The 17,011-nt window shown below is 71.6% G+C and carries 17 protein-coding genes; 11 read left to right on the forward strand and 6 right to left on the reverse strand.

Translation table 11 applies throughout. The features are described from left to right. Positions 1 to 31 precede the first annotated feature (31 nt). Positions 32 to 880, forward strand: a complete 849-nt coding sequence (locus KBX63_RS07225) for a 3-hydroxyacyl-CoA dehydrogenase family protein (protein ID WP_210909730.1) — start codon at positions 32 to 34, stop codon at positions 878 to 880. 164 nt (positions 881 to 1,044) lie between these two features. Here the strand turns inward: KBX63_RS07225 and KBX63_RS07230 are convergent, their stop codons facing one another. Together KBX63_RS07230 and KBX63_RS07235 are read right to left on the reverse strand one after the other, a co-directional pair. Next, positions 1,045 to 1,890: an ABC transporter permease gene (locus tag KBX63_RS07230; protein ID WP_210909732.1), complete on the reverse strand. Its 846-nt coding sequence runs from the start codon at positions 1,888 to 1,890 to the stop codon at positions 1,045 to 1,047. Beyond that, a complete protein-coding gene (locus KBX63_RS07235; RefSeq protein ID WP_210909734.1) occupies positions 1,887 to 2,738 on the reverse strand; it encodes an ABC transporter ATP-binding protein in 852 nt (283 codons plus the stop codon). Before KBX63_RS07235 ends, KBX63_RS07230 begins: the two co-directional genes overlap by 4 nt. A gap of 151 nt (positions 2,739 to 2,889) precedes the next feature. Here KBX63_RS07235 and KBX63_RS07240 point away from each other — a divergent pair, with 151 nt between their 5' ends. Next, positions 2,890 to 4,896: a protein meaA gene (locus KBX63_RS07240; protein ID WP_210909736.1), complete on the forward strand. Its 2,007-nt coding sequence runs from the start codon at positions 2,890 to 2,892 to the stop codon at positions 4,894 to 4,896. A gap of 19 nt (positions 4,897 to 4,915) precedes the next feature. Here KBX63_RS07240 and KBX63_RS07245 read toward each other — a convergent pair whose 3' ends face one another. After that, positions 4,916 to 5,212, reverse strand: coding sequence for a DUF1540 domain-containing protein (locus tag KBX63_RS07245; protein ID WP_074314020.1), 297 nt, complete (start codon positions 5,210 to 5,212; stop codon positions 4,916 to 4,918). Between the two features lie 1,437 nt (positions 5,213 to 6,649). Here KBX63_RS07245 and KBX63_RS07250 point away from each other — a divergent pair. Further along, on the forward strand, positions 6,650 to 7,201 hold the full coding sequence (locus KBX63_RS07250; protein ID WP_210909738.1) for a hypothetical protein: 552 nt from the start codon (positions 6,650 to 6,652) through the stop codon (positions 7,199 to 7,201). 110 nt (positions 7,202 to 7,311) lie between these two features. Here the strand turns inward: KBX63_RS07250 and KBX63_RS07255 are convergent, their stop codons facing one another. Continuing rightward, positions 7,312 to 7,929: a DUF4126 domain-containing protein gene (locus tag KBX63_RS07255; RefSeq protein WP_074314018.1), complete on the reverse strand. Its 618-nt coding sequence runs from the start codon at positions 7,927 to 7,929 to the stop codon at positions 7,312 to 7,314. 71 nt (positions 7,930 to 8,000) lie between these two features. Here KBX63_RS07255 and nucS point away from each other — a divergent pair, with 71 nt between their 5' ends. After that, entirely contained in the window at positions 8,001 to 8,660 is a 660-nt protein-coding gene (nucS, locus tag KBX63_RS07260) for an endonuclease NucS (protein WP_210909739.1), read from the forward strand. A 5-nt stretch (positions 8,661 to 8,665) separates the two neighbouring features. Here nucS and KBX63_RS07265 read toward each other — a convergent pair whose 3' ends face one another. Together KBX63_RS07265 and KBX63_RS07270 are read right to left on the reverse strand one after the other, a co-directional pair. Beyond that, positions 8,666 to 8,827, reverse strand: a complete 162-nt coding sequence (locus tag KBX63_RS07265) for a hypothetical protein (protein ID WP_210910214.1) — start codon at positions 8,825 to 8,827, stop codon at positions 8,666 to 8,668. A 7-nt stretch (positions 8,828 to 8,834) separates the two neighbouring features. Then, entirely contained in the window at positions 8,835 to 10,331 is a 1,497-nt protein-coding gene (locus KBX63_RS07270; protein WP_210909741.1) for an aldehyde dehydrogenase family protein, read from the reverse strand. A 255-nt stretch (positions 10,332 to 10,586) separates the two neighbouring features. Here KBX63_RS07270 and KBX63_RS07275 point away from each other — a divergent pair, with 255 nt between their 5' ends. From KBX63_RS07275 to KBX63_RS07305, 7 genes are all read left to right on the forward strand, one after another. Continuing rightward, positions 10,587 to 11,003, forward strand: coding sequence for an FHA domain-containing protein (locus tag KBX63_RS07275; RefSeq protein WP_074314014.1), 417 nt, complete (start codon positions 10,587 to 10,589; stop codon positions 11,001 to 11,003). A 149-nt stretch (positions 11,004 to 11,152) separates the two neighbouring features. Continuing rightward, positions 11,153 to 12,226, forward strand: a complete 1,074-nt coding sequence (locus KBX63_RS07280; protein WP_374102195.1) for an alpha/beta fold hydrolase — start codon at positions 11,153 to 11,155, stop codon at positions 12,224 to 12,226. A gap of 127 nt (positions 12,227 to 12,353) precedes the next feature. After that, a complete protein-coding gene (locus KBX63_RS07285; protein WP_210909745.1) occupies positions 12,354 to 14,144 on the forward strand; it encodes a 3-hydroxyacyl-CoA dehydrogenase family protein in 1,791 nt (596 codons plus the stop codon). Between the two features lie 39 nt (positions 14,145 to 14,183). Further along, a complete protein-coding gene (locus tag KBX63_RS07290; protein ID WP_210909747.1) occupies positions 14,184 to 14,678 on the forward strand; it encodes a SigE family RNA polymerase sigma factor in 495 nt (164 codons plus the stop codon). Continuing rightward, positions 14,675 to 15,730: a hypothetical protein gene (locus KBX63_RS07295; protein ID WP_210909749.1), complete on the forward strand. Its 1,056-nt coding sequence runs from the start codon at positions 14,675 to 14,677 to the stop codon at positions 15,728 to 15,730. The genes KBX63_RS07290 and KBX63_RS07295 overlap by 4 nt, the downstream gene beginning before the upstream one ends. A 46-nt stretch (positions 15,731 to 15,776) precedes the next feature. Next, positions 15,777 to 16,100 carry a hypothetical protein gene (locus KBX63_RS07300; RefSeq protein WP_307871640.1) on the forward strand — a complete coding sequence of 108 codons (324 nt, stop codon included), beginning with the start codon at positions 15,777 to 15,779 and terminating at the stop codon, positions 16,098 to 16,100. 100 nt (positions 16,101 to 16,200) lie between these two features. Then, positions 16,201 to 17,010, forward strand: coding sequence for an alpha/beta hydrolase (locus KBX63_RS07305; protein WP_210909753.1), 810 nt, complete (start codon positions 16,201 to 16,203; stop codon positions 17,008 to 17,010). Position 17,011: the final 1 nt, after the last annotated feature.

Here is a 17,011-nt window from a genome sequence, read left to right on the forward strand (position 1 = left end):
CAGGCACTCAATCGCAGCGAGGGAGAAGCAGATGGCGGGTCGACTCGCGGTCGTCGGGGCCGGGCTGATGGGCTCCGGCATCGCCCAGGTGGCGGCGCAGGCGGGCTGGCAGGTGACGCTGCGCGACCTGGACGACGCGGCCACCACCCGGGGCCTCGGCGGCATCAGGAAGTCGCTGGAGAAGTTCGCCGAGAAGGGCAAGATCGAGGCGTCCGAGGTCGAGGCGACGCTCGCCCGGATCACCCCGACCACCGACCTGGAGGCGGCGGCGGACGCGGACATCGTGGTCGAGGCGGTCTTCGAGCGTCTGGAGATCAAGCACGAGGTGTTCCGCGCGCTGGACAAGATCTGCAAGTCCGACGCGGTGCTCGCCACCAACACCTCGGCCATCCCGGTCACCCAGATCGCCGCGGTCACCGAGCGGCCCGAGGCGGTCGTCGGCACCCACTTCTTCTCCCCGGTGCCGATGATGCAGCTGTGCGAGCTGGTCCGCGGCTACAAGACCAGCGACGCCACGCTGGCCACCGTACGGGCCTTCGCCGAGGAGATCGGCAAGACGGTGGTGGTGGTCAACCGGGACATCGCCGGCTTCGTCACCACCCGGCTGATCTCCGCCCTGGTGGTGGAGGCGGTCAAGCTGGTCGAGTCCGGTGTGGTGTCGGCGGAGGACCTGGACACCGCCTGCCGGCTGGGCTTCGGGCACGCGATGGGCCCGCTGGCCACCACCGACCTGACCGGCGTGGACGTGCTCCTGCACGCCTCGAAGAACATCTACACCGACACCGCGGACGAGAAGTTCTTCCCGCCGGAGCTGCTCCAGCGCATGGTCACCGCCGGCGACCTGGGCCGCAAGACCGGCAAGGGTTTCTACACGTACTAACCCCCCCCGCCCCGCCTCGCCCCGCCCCGCCGACTCTCCCGCCCCGCTTCTCGCGTCGATCTAGGACTAGTCGCTGTCGTTGGAGATCAACAAACGGCAACGAGCCCTAGATCGGCGGGGCGCGGGGCGGGGCGGGGCGGGGCGGGGCGGCGCGTGAGGCGGGGTCAGCCGTCGCGCTTGGTCGTCCAGCGGAAGGTGGTCAGGCAGAGCACGACGCCGATCACGCACCACAGGGCCAGTACCACCGCGACGCGGCCCAGCTCGAACGAGCCCCCCGGCTCCTGTGCCCCGAAGCTCGACGGCAGGAAGACCGACCGCAGCCCCTGGCACATCCACTTGAGCGGGAACAGCGCGGCGACCTGCTGCATCCAGGTGGGCAGGTCGGTGAAGACGAAGAACACCCCGGAGATGAACTGGAGCACCAGCGCGACCGGGGTGACCACCGCGGAGCCGCTGCGCGCGGTGCGGGCAAGCGACGAGATGGCGATGCCGCACAGGGTGCAGGCGGTCACCCCGAGCACGGCGACCCAGCCGAAGGTGAACCACTTCCCGGCGGTACCCGGCAGGTCGAGGTCGAACAGCGCCACCGCGACCGCGAGCAGCAGCGCGGTCTCGGCGATGCCGATCGCCACCACCATGATCACCTTGCCGGCGAACCAGACCCACTTCGGCATCGGCGTGCCCCGGTAGCGCTTGAGCACGCCCCGGTCCCGCTCGATCGGGATCCAGATGCCGAGGTTCTGGAAGCTCACCGTCATCAGGCCGGTCGCGATCATGCCGGTGATGAAGTACTGGGTGAACTTGACCCCTCCGCCGATCGTGCCGTGGAAGATCGACGCGAAGATCAGGATCATGATGATCGGGAAGCCCATCGTGAAGACGACGGACTCCCGGCTGCGCAGGAACTGGGTGATCTCCAGCCGGCCCTGCCGCAGGGCGAGCCCTCCAGCGCCCGGCCGGCGGCCCCGGGTCGCGGCGACCGGCGTCGCCGGCTTCGTCGTGGTCGTCATCGCGCGTGTCCGATCATCGTGAGGTAGACGTCCTCCAGGGTCGGCCGGGTCACGGTGAGCCCGGGGACCTCGCCGCCGTAGCGCACGGCCAGGTCGGCCACCAGGGCCGTCGGCGTCGCGGTTTGCGCAAGCTCCGGCGTCCCGTCCGGGGTACGCCAGGAGACAGTCGCGAGGGCCTCCTGACGGTTGCCCAGCCGGTTCGGCGCGGACACCTCGACCAGTCGTCCGCCGGTGATCACGCCGACGCGGTCGGCCAGCGCCTCCGCCTCGTCCAGGTAGTGAGTGGTCAGCACGATGGTGGTGCCGGCCGCTGCGAGGTCGCGGATCAGCTCCCAGAACTCCCGGCGGGCCTCCGGGTCGAAGCCGGTGGTCGGCTCGTCGAGGAAGAGCAGCTCGGGGCGGCCGATGATGCCCAGCGCCACGTCGAGGCGGCGCTTCTGCCCACCGGAGAGGGTGTGCGTGCGGGCCTTCGCCTTGCCGGCCAGCCCGACCCGCTCGATCACCTTGTCGGGATCGTCGGCGTCGGGATAGAAGCCGGAGAAGTGCCGGATCACCTCGGCCACGGTCAGCTCGTCGAACTCGCCGGTGCCCTGGAGCACGATGCCCACCCGGGATCGCCAGCCGGCGTCCGGGTGGGCCGGGTCCGCGCCGAGCACGGTGACCTCGCCAGCGTCCCGGCGTCGGTAGCCCTCAAGGATCTCCACGGTGGTGGTTTTGCCGGCGCCGTTCGGGCCGAGCAGGGCGAACACCTCGCCGCGGTGGACGTCGAGGTCCACACCCGCCACGGCCACGTTGTCGCCGTACGCCTTGCGCAGCCCCCGGACGGAGATGGCCAGCTCGTCATCCATGGCGTCCAGTGTGCGTCCTGGCTGGGGAGGTGCGGCGCCCGGGGTGTGGCGGTCCGGACCACTGCGGGCGCTTCGCACCCGGACGTCCGCGACATGGACCTGTGTGGTTTTCCACAACCCGTTTTACTGAACGGTAACTTAGACTCCGGCCATGGATGAGAAGGCATCTTCGGGGCGGTTGCCCGAGCGGGACCGCCCGTGGGTGATGCGCACCTACGCCGGCCACTCGTCGGCCGCCGCGACCAACGCCCTCTTCCGTCGCAACCTGGCGAAGGGGCAGACCGGTCTCTCGGTCGCCTTCGACCTGCCCACGCAGACCGGGTACGACCCCGACCACGAGCTGGCGGCCGGTGAGGTTGGCCGGGTCGGTGTGCCGGTGGCTCACCTCGGCGACATGCGGGCGCTCTTCGACGGTCTCCCGCTGGCCGACATGAACACCTCGATGACCATCAACGCCCCGGCGATGTGGCTGCTCGCCCTCTACGGCACCGTGGGGCTGGAGCAGAACGCCGAGCTGGCCCGCTGTGCCGGCACCACGCAGAACGACATCATCAAGGAGTACCTGTCCCGGGGGACGTACATCTTCCCGCCGGCGGCGTCGCTGCGGCTCACCGCCGACGTGGTTTCGTACACGCTGCGCGAGATGCCGCGGTGGAACCCGGTCAACATCTGCTCGTACCACCTCCAGGAGGCCGGTGCCACGCCGGTGCAGGAGGTCGGCTTCGCGCTGGCCACCGCGGTCGCCGTGCTCGACGCGGTCCGTGACTCCGGCCAGGTGCCCGCCGAGCGGATGGGTGACGTGGTGCAGCGGATCTCGTTCTTCGTCAACGCCGGGGTGCGGTTCGTGGAGGAGATCGCGAAGATGCGCGCGTTCGGCGTGCTCTGGGATGAGATCACCCGCGACCGGTACGGGGTCGGCGAGGCCAAGCAGCGCCGGTTCCGTTACGGCGTGCAGGTCAACTCGCTCGGCCTCACCGAAGCGCAGCCGGAGAACAACATCCAGCGCATCGTCCTGGAGATGCTCGGCGTCACGATGTCCCGCGACGCCCGGGCCCGCGCGGTACAGCTGCCCGCCTGGAACGAGGCGCTCGGCCTGCCCCGCCCGTGGGACCAGCAGTGGTCGCTGCGGATGCAGCAGGTCCTGGCGTACGAGTCGGACCTGCTCGAATACCCCGACATCTTCGCCGGCTCGCACGTGATGACCGCGCTGGTCGACGAGATCGTCACCGGTGCCCGGGTCGAGCTGGACAAGGTGCTGGAGCTGGGCGGCGTGGTGGCCGCCGTGGAGACCGGCTACCTCAAGAGCGCGCTGGTCGCCTCGCTGGCCGAACGCCGTGGCCGGATGGAGTCCGGCGCCGACGTGGTGGTCGGCGTCAACCGGTTCACCGAGACCGAGCCCTCCCCGCTGACCGCGGCCGGTGCTGAGGCGGTCGAGCAGGTCGATCCGGCGGTCGAGGCCGCCGCCGCGGACGGCGTACGCCGGTGGCGGGCCGACCGGGACGCCGCGGCCGTCGACGCGGCCCTGGCCCGGCTCCGCGCGGACGCCGCGACCACCACGAACCTGATGCCGGCCACGTTGGAGTGCGTGCGGACCGGCGTGACCACCGGCGAGTGGGCAGGCGCGCTGCGCCAGGTCTTCGGCGAGTACCGGGCGCCCACCGGGCTGGCCGGCGCCACCGGCACCAGCGGCGACCCTGGCCTCGCGGCCGTCCGCGAGCGGGTCACCGCCACCGCCCGCGAGCTGGGCAGCGGCCGGCTGCGGCTGCTGGTTGGCAAGCCCGGCCTGGATGGGCACTCCAACGGCGCCGAGCAGATCGCGGTACGCGCCCGCGACGCCGGATTCGAGGTCGTCTACCAGGGCATCCGGCTGACCGCCGGGCAGATCGTCGCCGCCGCCGTGGAGGAGGACGTCGACCTGGTCGGGCTCTCCGTGCTCTCCGGCTCGCACCTGGCGGCCGTGCCGGCCGTGCTCGACGGGCTGCGCACCGCCGGCCGGGCGGACCTGCCGGTGGTCGTGGGCGGCATCATCCCCGCCGGTGACGCCGACACGCTGCGGGCCGCCGGGGTGGCCCGGGTCTTCACTCCGAAGGACTTCGCCCTCACCGGCATCATCGACGACCTGGTGACGGTCATCCGCCGCGCCAACGACCTGCCCTGACCGTGGCGGGTGTGGCAGGTCAGCGGCCGTCGTAGGTCATGCAGTCGGCCATGTCGTTGTCCGGGCCGACCCTGATGGACGAGGCGTGACACTCGAGCTGCTCATTGTGCCGGCAGTCGGACCGCTGGCACGCGCCCACCTGAGCGATCAGGCTCTCCACACCGCCGCGCACCGGCGACTCGACGAAGGTGTGGCAGTGCGCGTGATCCATGCTGCCGATCGTGATCGCGAAGGCGTGACAGTCTCCGGCGTCGTTGTATGCGCAGGCTACGACCACGCACTCCTGGACTCGGGGCATCTCCATCGCTGCGGTCATGCCGACCTCCTCTAGGCTCTTGCCCGATCGTAGGCTTTTGCCGGCTTCGTGACCCTGGCTATACCGGGACGGGGATCAGGTGTGCGGGTTGCCGCTGGGTCGTTGACCGGCGTGCCGGTGTGCTCCTTGTGCGTTGCGTTGCGTCGTGGGTGGGGCGGGGCCGGCCGTGCCCGGCTCCGGGCGGTCAGGCTTGATCCCTGCGCCGGGCACGGCGGGCCCCACCCCGTCGGTGGTCGCCGTCCGTCGTGATCCGTCCGCTGAGTCCGGCGAGGCCATCCGGGCGGCGATGCCCATCCCTCCCGATGGCTACGTGAGGGCGATGAATCCCATCCGGTTGGGCGATCATCGGTTCCGATCCCGCGGTCTGGCCGGCAAGCCCCGATCCCGGCGGGTTGTTCAGTCCGTTCCGATCTCTGCGAGGGTCCGGCATGCCGTCCCGGATTGTTCGGTCCGGTCCAGATCTCTGCGCGGGTAGGGCAAGCACGATCGGCGGGAATCGCCATCGGTTCCGATCCTCGCCACGTGCGGTGAGTCCCATCCGGGTGGTCGCCGGTCCTTTTCGGGTCCCTGAGCGGGGTTCCGGCAAGCCCCGATCCCGGCGGCGATCGTTGTCCGTCCTGATTCCTGCGCGAGGCGCGGTGTGTCCTGTCCGGTCGGGTCGTCGTCTCGCGGTGATCCCTGTGCCTGGGCGCATCCCGCCGACGGCTGCCGGCCCGATCCCTGTTTGGACGTGGCCCAGACCCACCGAGTCGGGCGGTCGGTGGGGTGAGCGCTATACCTGTGAGTCATACATATGCCTCTGAGGTATACCGCTCATCGACCACTTCGCCTCCGGATCGCCCCTGCCCGGGGTGATCGACTCGGTATCGCGGATGTCGCGGTGTCCACGGCCACCGGATGCCCCGATATCGCCGATACCGAGTAGATCACCCCCAAACCGGCGCATCCGACGCCGGAACGCCCGGTGATCTCGTGGCGGGTGTCCGGTATCGGGGGTTTCTGGGTTGTGACCGGCTGCATCCGTGGGGTGGAATCGTGGCGGGCCGGGGGTCGTTACATACCCTGACGATCGCAGCACCACCGGTCCGCCACCCGCCCCCGTGGGTTGGCAGCAGGGCCGGCCGCCAGGTCCCGCCCCCGCAGGTTGGCAGCGCGGCCGGGGTTGGAATGCCCGCGAGGTGCGTGGTCGTTGCAGAGTCCCTGACCGACCGCACCAGCACCCTCGAACGGGGTGCCTGTCGGATGGGCCAGTCCTGGAATGGGCCCGGCCCGGCGGTCGTTACACACAGTCCCGGCGCCACGAGCCCCCCGGCTTGTAGGCCGCCGACCTAAGACTTTCCCCCCTTGTGTTGAAAGCGCCGGACGAGGTGCTCGCACCCGCGTGCCGTTTCCCCTGTTGGCGGTGGGTGTCTACCCCCTTGAAGGAGCTGACCCCTGATGAACACGATCATTCGTAAGAGCGTGCTGTCGGTTGCTGGTCTCGCGTTCGCCGGTGGTGTCTTCGCCGGTCCGATCGCCGCCACCGCCGCCACCCCGGTCGAGGGCAAGCCGGTCGCAGTCGCCGTGCAGAAGGCGCAGGGTGCGCAGTCGCGCATCGACCTGAACGACGAGCAGAGCGGCAATGTCAAGGCGATCATCGCCGCGACGAAGAAGGCCGGGCTGCCCGAGCGGGCCGCGGTGATCTCGATCGCCACCAGCCTGCAGGAGTCGAAGCTGGAGAACCTGGGTCACCTCGGCGACCGCAACGACCACGACTCGCTGGGCCTGTTCCAGCAGCGCCCCAGCTCGGGTTGGGGCACGCCGGAGCAGATCACCGACCCCGAATACTCCACCACCGCGTTCCTCAAGGGCCTCAAGCAGGTCGACGGGTGGCAGGACATGGCGTTGACCGACGCCGCGCAGACCGTGCAGGTCTCGGCCTACCCCGACGCCTACGCCCAGTGGGAACAGCAGGCCACCGACCTGGTCGCCCAGCACTGGAACAGCTGACCCAAGCAGCACCTGCGTGACACCGACCGCTGGCCGGCACCCCCACCCCCGGGGCGCCGGCCAGCGGCATGTCTGGATCTGGCGGGAGCCGCCACGGCCACGCGGTCTCGTCAGACGCGGAAGCCGGCGGCGCGGGCGGCCTCGCGTTCCCGGCGGCGCTCGGAGCGTCGGCGCAGGAACCAGTAGACGAATGCCACCAGGCCGAGCAGGAAGGCGAGCACCAGCACCGGCAGGATGATCGCCACCAGGGAGACCACCACGCTGGTGGCGTCCTCGGCGGTGCTGGCCACCGGGGCACCGAACCCGGCGGTGGTCGCGTTGACGACCGGCCGCGCGGCGGACTTGAGCAGGTGTACGCCGAACGCGAGCAGAACGCCGGTGACCACGGGCACCCACTGGTGCGACGAGAAGAAGCTCCCCGGGTCGGTGACCGTCACCGTCTCCGACGAGGATCCGGCGCCGAAGGCCAGGCCGCCGGCGGTGGGTCGGACGACGGTCTGCACCACGTCGTTGATGTGGTCGACCACCGGCACCTTGTCCGCCACCATCTCGACGGCGAGCAGCAGGGCCAGGATGGCGATGACCCAACCGTTGCCGAGCCACGTCCAGCCGCTCGGCAGGTCGATCAGGTCGGTGTAGCGGGCGAGCAGACCGAGGGTGAGCAGGGGTATGTACGCGTTCAGCCCCGCCGAGGCGGCGAGACCGGTACCGGTGAGGACTTCGAGCACCGTCTCAGCATCCCATCGACGCGCCAGTGCCGCTCGCTGGCGACCGGGGGGTGCTCGGCTACCCTCGTCGGGTGCGGTTGGTCATTGCGAAGTGCTCAGTGGACTACGTCGGACGGCTCTCGGCTCACCTGCCGCTGGCGACCCGGCTGTTGATGGTGAAGGCGGACGGGTCGGTGTCCATCCATGCCGACGACCGGGCGTACAAGCCGTTGAACTGGATGAGCCCGCCGTGTCGGCTGGAGGAGGCTCCCGGCGTGTGGCGGGTGGTCAACAAGGCCGGCGAGGAGCTGCGGATCACCCTGGAGGAGATCTTCCAGGACACCTCGTACGAGCTGGGGGTGGATCCCGGCCTGCGCAAGGACGGGGTGGAGGCGCACCTCCAGGAGTTGCTGGCGGCCAACCCGAGCGCTTTGGGCGACGGGTACACGCTGGTCCGCCGCGAGTACATGACGGCGATCGGCCCGGTCGACCTGCTCTGCCGGGACGCCAACTCCGGCGCGGTGGCGGTCGAGGTCAAGCGGCGCGGTGAGATCGACGGCGTCGAGCAGCTCACCCGCTATCTCGAACTGATGAACCGCGACCCGCTGCTCAGCCCGGTCACCGGAGTCTTCGCCGCTCAGGAGATCAAGCCGCAGGCACGGGTGCTCGCCGCCGACCGGGGCATCCGGTGCGTCGTCGTGAACTACGACAACCTGCGCGGCATCGAGAAGGACGAGCTGACCCTCTTCTGACCGGCTCACTCCCCGGTCCGCACCGCGATCAGCGACCTCGGCAGGCCGGCCACCCGCTCGACGAGCATCCGCGAGTCGGGGAAGTAGCGGTAGGGCGTCTGCACCCAGTGCCGGTCGGCCAGCGAGCGGACGGCGGCGGCGAACCGCAGCCGGCGTTCGCGCCACATCCGACACTCACCTGCCGTACATCGCCTTGATGACCTTGACGAGTCGGGCCACGTCGGTCGGGGTCCGCTCGAAGGTCATGGACGGCAGCAGCGACCGGGCCCGCCGGCGGGTGATCGCCTTGGCCCGGCCGAACTCGCGCAGCCCGTCCTCGCCGTGGATCCGCCCGAAGCCGGAGTCACCGACCCCGCCGAACGGCAGCGTGGACATCCCGGCGAAGGTGAGGGTGGAGTTGACCGACGCCATCCCGGAGTGCAGCCGCCGGGCGATGGCGACCGCGCGCCGCCGGCCGAAGACCGAACCACCCAGGCCGTACGACAGCGCGTTGGCCCGGGCGACGGCCTCGTCGGCGTCGCGGACCCGGCTGATGGTGAGCGTCGGCCCGAAGGTCTCCTCGCGGACGGCGGCCGACTCCTCCGGCACGTCCACCAGCACGGTCGGGTGCACGTACGGCGGCTGCACCGCGTTCGGGCCGCCGAGCACGGCGCGCCCGCCGGAGCTGACCGCGGCCTCGATGTGGCGGCGGATCACATCGACCTGGCCGGGCATGGTGATCGGGCCGATGTCGGTGCCCTCCGGCCCGACGGTCAGCCGGCCGGCGCGGGCCACCACCTTGTCGACGAAGGTGTCGAAGACCTGGTCGACGGCGTACACCCGCTCGATGCCGATGCAGGTCTGGCCGGCGTTGGTCATGCCGCCCCAGACGCACGCCTCGGCGGCGGCGTCCAGGTCGGCATCGCTGTCGACGATCATGGCGTCCTTGCCGCCGCCCTCGATCAGCACCGGGGTCAACGTCTCGGCGCAGGCGGCCATGACCTTGCGGGCGGTGGCGGTGGAGCCGGTGAAGGCGAGCTTGTTCACCCCGGAACGGCAGAGCGCCGCGCCGACGTCGCCCAGCCCGTGCACGGCGGTGAAGATCGGTTGCTCGGGTACGACCTCGGCGAAGCTGTCCACCAGCCACTGGCCGACCGCGGGCGTGTACTCGCTCGGCTTGAGCACGACGGCGTTGCCGGCGGCCAGCGCGTACGCGGCGGAGCCGATCGGGGTGAAGACCGGATAGTTCCACGGCCCGATCACACCGACCACGCCGTACGGCTGGTATTCGAGGTGCCCGGAGAACTCGGCGAGGATGAGCCGGGACCGGACCCGGCGCGGGCCGAGCACCCGGCCGGCGTTGCGGGCGGCCCAGTCGATGTGCTCGATCGCGGTGACGATCTCGACGATGGCGTCGGCGACCGGCTTGCCGCCCTCGACGTGCACCAGCTCGGCGAGCTGCTCGATCCGCTTGGCGAGCAGGGCGCGCCAGCGCAGCAGCCGTTCGCGACGGCCGGTGAAGCCCAGCCCGGCCCACCATTCGCTGGCGGCGCGGGCGCGGTCGACGGCCCGCCGGACGTCGGCGTCGGTGGCGACCGGGAGGCGACCGGCCTCGACGCCGGTGGCCGGGCTGGTGGAAACCAGTTGGCCCGCCTCGATGACCGGGTTGCCGGGGACATGCACAGCCGTCATGGCGGAAGTCTAGACCCGAAGATTACTCGTCGGTAGGGCGCGATTCGGCCCGGCGGGGCGGGAGTCGCACCCGGCCGCCCGCTCGTTGATCAGGGCAGGTCAGGCCCTCTGCGTCGGATCCCGGCCGCCCGAACCGTGGAACGGGAGATGACCGGGAGGTGGCGAGGAGCTGACCGGCTGGTCGGTACTGGCGATTACCGTCTGATGGCAGGCTGACGCGCGGAGTAGTGGTGTGGGGTGGAGGGCTGACTGTCCATGGAGGAACATCCGGAACTGATGCCGCTGTTGACGGTCGCGGGTGGGCCGATGCGCGGGGCGAGCTTTCGGCTGCGGGCCGAGTCGCAGGTGATCGGTCGGGCGCCGACCGGGCACGTCGTCATCAACGACCCGCACCTGAGCCGGCAGCACGCGGAGGTGTGGCTGGCGCCGGACGGCCCGTCGCTGCGGGACCTGGGCTCGACCAACGGCACCTGGCTCAACGACCGCCGGATCACCGAGGTGGAACTCCTCTCCGACGGCGACGTGATCCGGCTCGGCCGCACCGAGCTGCGCCTGTTCGATCCGGGAGTGGCCCACACCGATCCGGTCGGGCTCAGCTTCGGCCCGTCCCGGCGTGACGTCCGGCCGACGCTGCCGCTGCCGCTGGCCACCCCGCCCACCGCACGCCGCTGAGTGAAAGGAAGGGCCCCTTGTTATCGCGAGGCGATAACAAGGGGCCCTTCCTTTCACCTGACCGCACGTTGTGCTTGGTGCGGGCCACACCCGGGGCGCATCCCGGATGGTTGTCGGGCACCTGGACCGGCGTGGACCGGCGTGGCAGCATGCCGCGGATGGAGACCGAGCAGCGGACCGTGACGGCGAACGGCATCACCCAGGCGGTACGGGTGGCCGGCCCGCCGGACGGCATCCCGGTGCTGCTGATCCACGGCAACTGCTCATCCGGGCTGTTCTGGGAGCCGCTGGTCCGACGGCTGCCGCCGACGCTGCGGGTCGTCGCCCCGGACCTGCGCGGTTACGGCGCCTCCGAGACCGCCCCGGTGAACGCGACCCGGGGCCTTCGGGACTTCTCCGACGACGTGGCCGCCCTGCTGGACGACCCGACGCTCTTCGGCACCGCCGACGCCCGCCCGGTGGTGGTGGGGCACTCCCTCGGCGGGGGCGTGGCGATGCGACTGCTGGTCGACCACCCGCACCGGGTTGGCGCGCTGCTGCTCGCCGCTCCGGTCTCCCCGTACGGCTTCGGTGGCACCCGCGACCTGGCCGGCACGCCGACGACACCCGACTTCGCCGGCACCGGCGCCGGCACGGCGAATCCGGACTTCGTCGCCCGGCTCACCGCGGGCGATCGCGGCACCGACGCCCCGACCAGCCCGCGTGCCGTGCTGCGAGCCACCTATGTGGCCGATCCGGCGGCGCTGGGCAGCGACGAGGAGTTGCTGCTCGACACCCTGCTCTCCACCGCCACGGGCGACGACAACTACCCCGGCACGGCGACGTCCTCGGACAACTGGCCGGGCACGGCGCCGGGGGAGCGCGGGGTGCTCAACGCTCTCGCGCCGACCTGGTTCCGGCTCGCCGACGAGCTGGTGGCCGTCGCCGACAAGCCTCCGGTCACCTGGGTACGCGGTGACGCCGACGCGATCGTCTCGGACACCTCACTGTTCGACCTGGCGTACCTGGGCTCGCTGGGCGTCGTACCCGGCTGGCCCGGCGAGGCGAAGTGCCCACCGCAGCCGATGGTCGGCCAGACCCGGGCGGTGCTGGAGCGGTACGCGGCGGCCGGCGGCGCGTACCACGAGGTGGTGCTGCCCGGCTGCGGGCACAGCCCCCACCTGGAGCGTCCGTCGGAGTTCGTCGCGGAGCTGCTGGCGCTGACCACCGTCCCGGCCAGCTGAGCGCCCCGGCGGCGTCGTGGGTGAAATATCCCACGGCGTCTCGACAACCGATCGTCACGTGGCAGACTCGCGCGCATAGCCTTAGCGGCCGTTCAGTGGCCGTGCGGAGTGTCTGGGGAGGCCGGTCGTGGCGCGCGAGTTCAGCACCGTGGGTGTGGTGGGGCTGGGCACCATGGGTGCCGGCATCGTCGAGGTCTTCGCCCGCAACGGCATCGACGTGGTGGCGGTCGAGATTTCCGAGCCGGCGCTGGAGCGTGGCCGGGTCACCCTCACCGGCTCCACGGACCGGGCGGTGGCCAAGGGCAAGCTCGCCCCGGAGGACCGGGACGCGCTGCTCGACCGGGTGCACTTCGCGGTCGGGCTGGACGCGCTGCACTCCGTCGACCTGGTCATCGAGGCGGTGCCCGAGCACCTGGACCTCAAGCAGCGGATCTTCGCGGAGCTGGACCGGGTCTGCCGGCCGGAGACCATCCTGGCCACCAACACCTCGTCGCTGAGCGTCACCGAGATCTCGGTGGCCACCACCCGGCCCAACCAGGTGATCGGCATCCACTTCTTCAACCCGGCGCCGGTGATGAAGCTGGTCGAGGTGGTCCGCACCGTGGTCACCGCGCCCGAGGTCGTCGCCGACGTGGAGGCGCTCTGCGCCCGGCTCGGCAAGGTGGATGTCACCATCAACGACCGGGCCGGCTTCATCGCCAACGCGCTGCTCTTCGGCTACCTCAACCACGCGGTCGGCATGTTCGAGTCGCACTACGCGACCCGGGAGGACATCGACGCCGCGATGAAGCTCGGTTGCGGCCTGCCGATGGGTCCGCTGGCGCTGATGGACCTGATCGGCCTGGACACCGCGTACGAGATCCTGGACACCATGTACCGGCGCGGCGGGCGGGACCGCCGGCACGCCCCGGTGCCGCTGCTCAAGCAGATGGTGACCGCGGGGCTGCTGGGCCGGAAGTCCGGCCGGGGTTTCTACACCTACGAGCGGCCCGGCTCGCCGGTGGTCGTACCCGACGAGGCGACGCCGCTGGCCACGGAGGCCGCGCTCGCCGACGGCGCGCGCGCCATCGCCAAGGTGGGCGTGGTGGGTTCCGGGACGATGGCCACCGGCATCATCGAGGTCTTCGCGAAGGCCGGCTACGAGGTCATCTCGGTGACCCGGGGCGCGGAGAAGTCGGCGAAGGTCTGCGAGGCGGTGAAGACCTCGCTGAACAAGGGCGTGGTGCGCGGCAAGCTCGCCGAGGCCGACCGGGATGCCGCGCTGGGCCGGATCAGCTGGTCCGCGACGCTCGACCACCTCGCCGACGTCGACCTGGTGGTCGAGGCGGTGGTCGAGGAGCTGAGCGTGAAGAAGGCGCTCTTCGCCAGCCTCGACGAGATCTGCAAGCCGGGCGTGGTGCTGGCGACCACCACCTCCTCGCTGCCGGTGATCGACGTGGCGATGGCCACCCACCGGCCCGCCGACGTGGTGGGGCTGCACTTCTTCAACCCGGCGCCGATCATGCCGCTGGTCGAGCTGGTCCGCACCATCCGCACCTCCCCGGAGACCACCGCGACCGCACGGGCGGTCTGCGCCGCGCTGGGCAAGACCGGTGTGGTGTGCGGCGACCGGTCCGGGTTCATCGTCAACGCGCTGCTCTTCCCGTACCTCAACGACGCGGTGAAGATGCTGGAGGCCAGCTACTCCACGGCCGACGACATCGACCACGCCATGAAGCTGGGCTGCGGCTACCCGATGGGCCCGTTCGAGCTGCTCGACGTGGTCGGGTTGGACGTCTCGCTGGCCATCCAGCGGGAGCTGTACCTGGAGCTGCGCGAGCCGGGCTTCGCGCCCGCGCCGCTGCTGGAGCACCTGGTCACCGCCGGCTACCTGGGCCGCAAGACCCGCCGGGGCTTCCGCGACCACTCGCACCGCTGACCGGTCAACGCCGGAGGGTGCCGACGGCGTCTGCATGGTGTGACCTTCGAGGAGTACGTCGGCAGCCGGGGCCCGTCCCTCGTCCGGCTTGCTCGATTACTGACCGGTGACGAGCACCGGGCCGAGGACCTCACGCAGGAGGTGCTGGCCCGGGCGTACGTGCAGTGGCGCAAGATCGCCCGAGCCGACCGGCCCGACGTGTACGTGCGACGGATGCTGGTCAACGCCAACATCTCCTGGTGGCGCCGCCGGTCCAACCGGGAACTGGCCACCGACAACTTCGCCGACCGTCCGCACCGGGGCGACCTCGGCGGCGAGGCGGCCGACCGGGACGAGATATGGCGCCTGGTTCTCGACCTGCCCGACCGCCAGCGGGCGGTGCTCGTGCTGCGCTACTACGAGGACCTCGACGACGCGACGATCGCGCAGATCCTGGACTGCTCGCCGGTCACCGTCCGCACCCACGCGATGCGGGCGCTCGCCAACCTCCGGGAGCGCTGCGGCGTCCCGACGACGAACGGGAGCCGGCCGTGACCGACCTCGACGAGCGGATCGTCCTGACGCTGCGGGAGCGCGCCGAGGGCCCGGTGGACGCCGACCGACTGCTGGTCGGCGCGGTGGTTCGGGGGCGGGCGCGGGTTTGCCGGCGGCGTGCCGCCGCTGGCGCGGTCCTGAGTGTGGTCGCCCTGCTCGGCGTTGGCGTGGTCGCCGGCCCGGTGGCCCGCCTGCCCGGCCTGGGCCCCGCGATCGCCCCCGGCCTGCCCGGCCCGGCCGAGGCGGCGGTGCCCCTCGTGCCGCCGCGGGTCGACGGTGCTCCCGGCGCGGCGGCCCGGCCGGACCGGATCGGCAAGGACCCGGCCCTGCTGCACATCGGCCTCGCCCCGGGCGGCCCCCGGTTCCTGGAGTGGAACGTGGGCGGCGGCAAGGAGACCGCGAAGCTCGACGTGGGCGGGCGGACGGTCACCGTCGAGCTGACCTCGGTCGACGTGTTGCAATCCGTCGGAGCCTGGAACATGCCGCCGCTTCAGGGCCCCACCGGCAACCGCTACGACGGTTCCGTGGGCCACACCGACGGGCCCGACGGTGTGCCGATCTGGCGGCGCTACTGGCAGCCGGCACCCGGCGTGTACGCCGGAGCCAGCGTGGCAGGCCCGGACGAGGGCCCGCTGCACGACGCGGCCGCGGCGCTGCGGCTTGATGCGGCGTACGGGTGCAACGGTCCGCTGCGGTTGACCGACCTGCCGGCCGGTGCCCAGTTCACCGGCTGCTGGATGGTGGTGGGCACCTTCCCGGCCGCGTACGCGGTGATGATGCACGTCATCGACTACGACCGGAAGACGTCGATGTTGGTCGAGTTGCAGTACGCCGGCACCACCACGACGAGCCACGCGACAGCGAACCGGACGATCGGGGGTAGGCCCGGCCATTTCGACCCTGACCGCAAGAGGCTTTCGCTGCTCGACATTCCCCGCGCCCAGCTGAGCGCCACCCTCAGCTCCGACAAGACCTTCACCGAGGCGGAGGCGGGCACCGTGCTGGTCGGGGCGCGGGTCGCCGAGTACCTGGACCAGCCCGCGACCTGGTGACCGCCGCTCGGGCCGTACCACCCGGCGGACCGTACGCTTGGTGACTGTGAGCCCCCGTCGCAACCGTCCCCGCCGGGACGAGAACGCCAACCTGGACGCCGATCGGGTCCGGCAGGGCGTCGCCTCGGTGCAGCAGTGGACCGACGGCGCCTGGCAGGTACGCGGGATCGGCGCGGGCGCGTCGATCAAGACGTACCGCTGCCCGGGCTGTGACCAGGAGATCCGGCCCGGGGTAGCGCACCTGGTGGCCTGGCCTGCGGACGGCCTGGGTGACCTGACCGACCGGCGGCACTGGCACAGCGGCTGCTGGCGGGCCCGGGACCGGCGCGGCCCGGCGGTACAGCGCGGCCGGGGCACCCCGCGCTACTGACCGACCCGGCCAGGGCGCCTCGCGCCACGGCTGAGCGATCTGGATCACCCTGTTCACGCCCGGGCGGGCGGCGGCGGCGACTTCGGGACAGACTTGACCGGTGAGCACACCGATCCGCGCGTCGTCGATCCTGCCCGGCCGCCGGGAGGACATCGAGCTGCACACCGCCGACGGCCTGCGGCTGGTCGGCGAGCTGGCTCTGCCGGTCGACCGGGCGCCGGTGGCCACCCTGGTCTGCCTGCATCCGCTGCCCACGCACGGCGGGATGATGGACAGCCACGTGTTCCGCAAGGCGGCCTGGCGGCTGCCCGCGCTGGCCGACCTGGCCGTGCTCCGGTTCAACACCCGGGGCACCAGCAGCCTGCGCGGGACCAGCGAGGGCGCCTTCGACGCCGCCGTCAGCGAGCGCTACGACGTGGCCGCCGCCATCGAGTACGCGGAGTTCGCCGAGCTGCCGAACATCTGGCTGGTCGGCTGGTCGTTCGGCACCGACCTGGCGCTGAAGCACGGCTACGACCCGGCGGTCGCCGGGGCGATCCTGCTCTCCCCGCCGCTGCGCTTCTGCACCCCGGAGGAGTTGGCCGTCTGGGCCGGCTCGGACCGGCCGCTGGTGGCCCTGGTGCCGGAGTTCGACGACTACCTGCGCCCGACCGAGGCGCGGGAGCGCTTCGCCGCGGTGCCGCAGGCCGAGGTGGTCGGGGTGCCCGGCGCCAAGCACCTCTGGGTCGGCGACGCGGAGACGGTGCTCGACGAGATCGTCCGCATCGTGAACCCCGCGGTCGACGTGCCACTGCCGAGGACCTGGGACGGCCCGATGGAGGCCGGCGACGTGAGCGCGTACGCCGACCGGACGGTGGCATCGTTCGCCGACACGCCGGTACCCGGGCCGTCCGCCGGCCGGGCCGACTGAA

Origin of the sequence: Micromonospora sp. U21 (assembly GCF_018070045.1) — a bacterium.
GTDB lineage: Bacteria > Actinomycetota > Actinomycetes > Mycobacteriales > Micromonosporaceae > Micromonospora.

Coding starts and splice junctions, on each gene's coding strand:
- KBX63_RS07225 (WP_210909730.1), top strand. CDS start 32: ATGGCGGGTCGACTCGCGGTCGTCGGGGCCGGGCTGATGGGCTCCGGC.
- KBX63_RS07230 (WP_210909732.1), bottom strand. CDS start 1,890: ATGACGACCACGACGAAGCCGGCGACGCCGGTCGCCGCGACCCGGGGC.
- KBX63_RS07235 (WP_210909734.1), bottom strand. CDS start 2,738: ATGGATGACGAGCTGGCCATCTCCGTCCGGGGGCTGCGCAAGGCGTAC.
- KBX63_RS07240 (WP_210909736.1), top strand. CDS start 2,890: ATGGATGAGAAGGCATCTTCGGGGCGGTTGCCCGAGCGGGACCGCCCG.
- KBX63_RS07245 (WP_074314020.1), bottom strand. CDS start 5,212: ATGACCGCAGCGATGGAGATGCCCCGAGTCCAGGAGTGCGTGGTCGTA.
- KBX63_RS07250 (WP_210909738.1), top strand. CDS start 6,650: ATGAACACGATCATTCGTAAGAGCGTGCTGTCGGTTGCTGGTCTCGCG.
- KBX63_RS07265 (WP_210910214.1), bottom strand. CDS start 8,827: ATGTGGCGCGAACGCCGGCTGCGGTTCGCCGCCGCCGTCCGCTCGCTG.
- KBX63_RS07270 (WP_210909741.1), bottom strand. CDS start 10,331: ATGACGGCTGTGCATGTCCCCGGCAACCCGGTCATCGAGGCGGGCCAA.
- KBX63_RS07275 (WP_074314014.1), top strand. CDS start 10,587: ATGGAGGAACATCCGGAACTGATGCCGCTGTTGACGGTCGCGGGTGGG.
- KBX63_RS07280 (WP_374102195.1), top strand. CDS start 11,153: ATGCCGCGGATGGAGACCGAGCAGCGGACCGTGACGGCGAACGGCATC.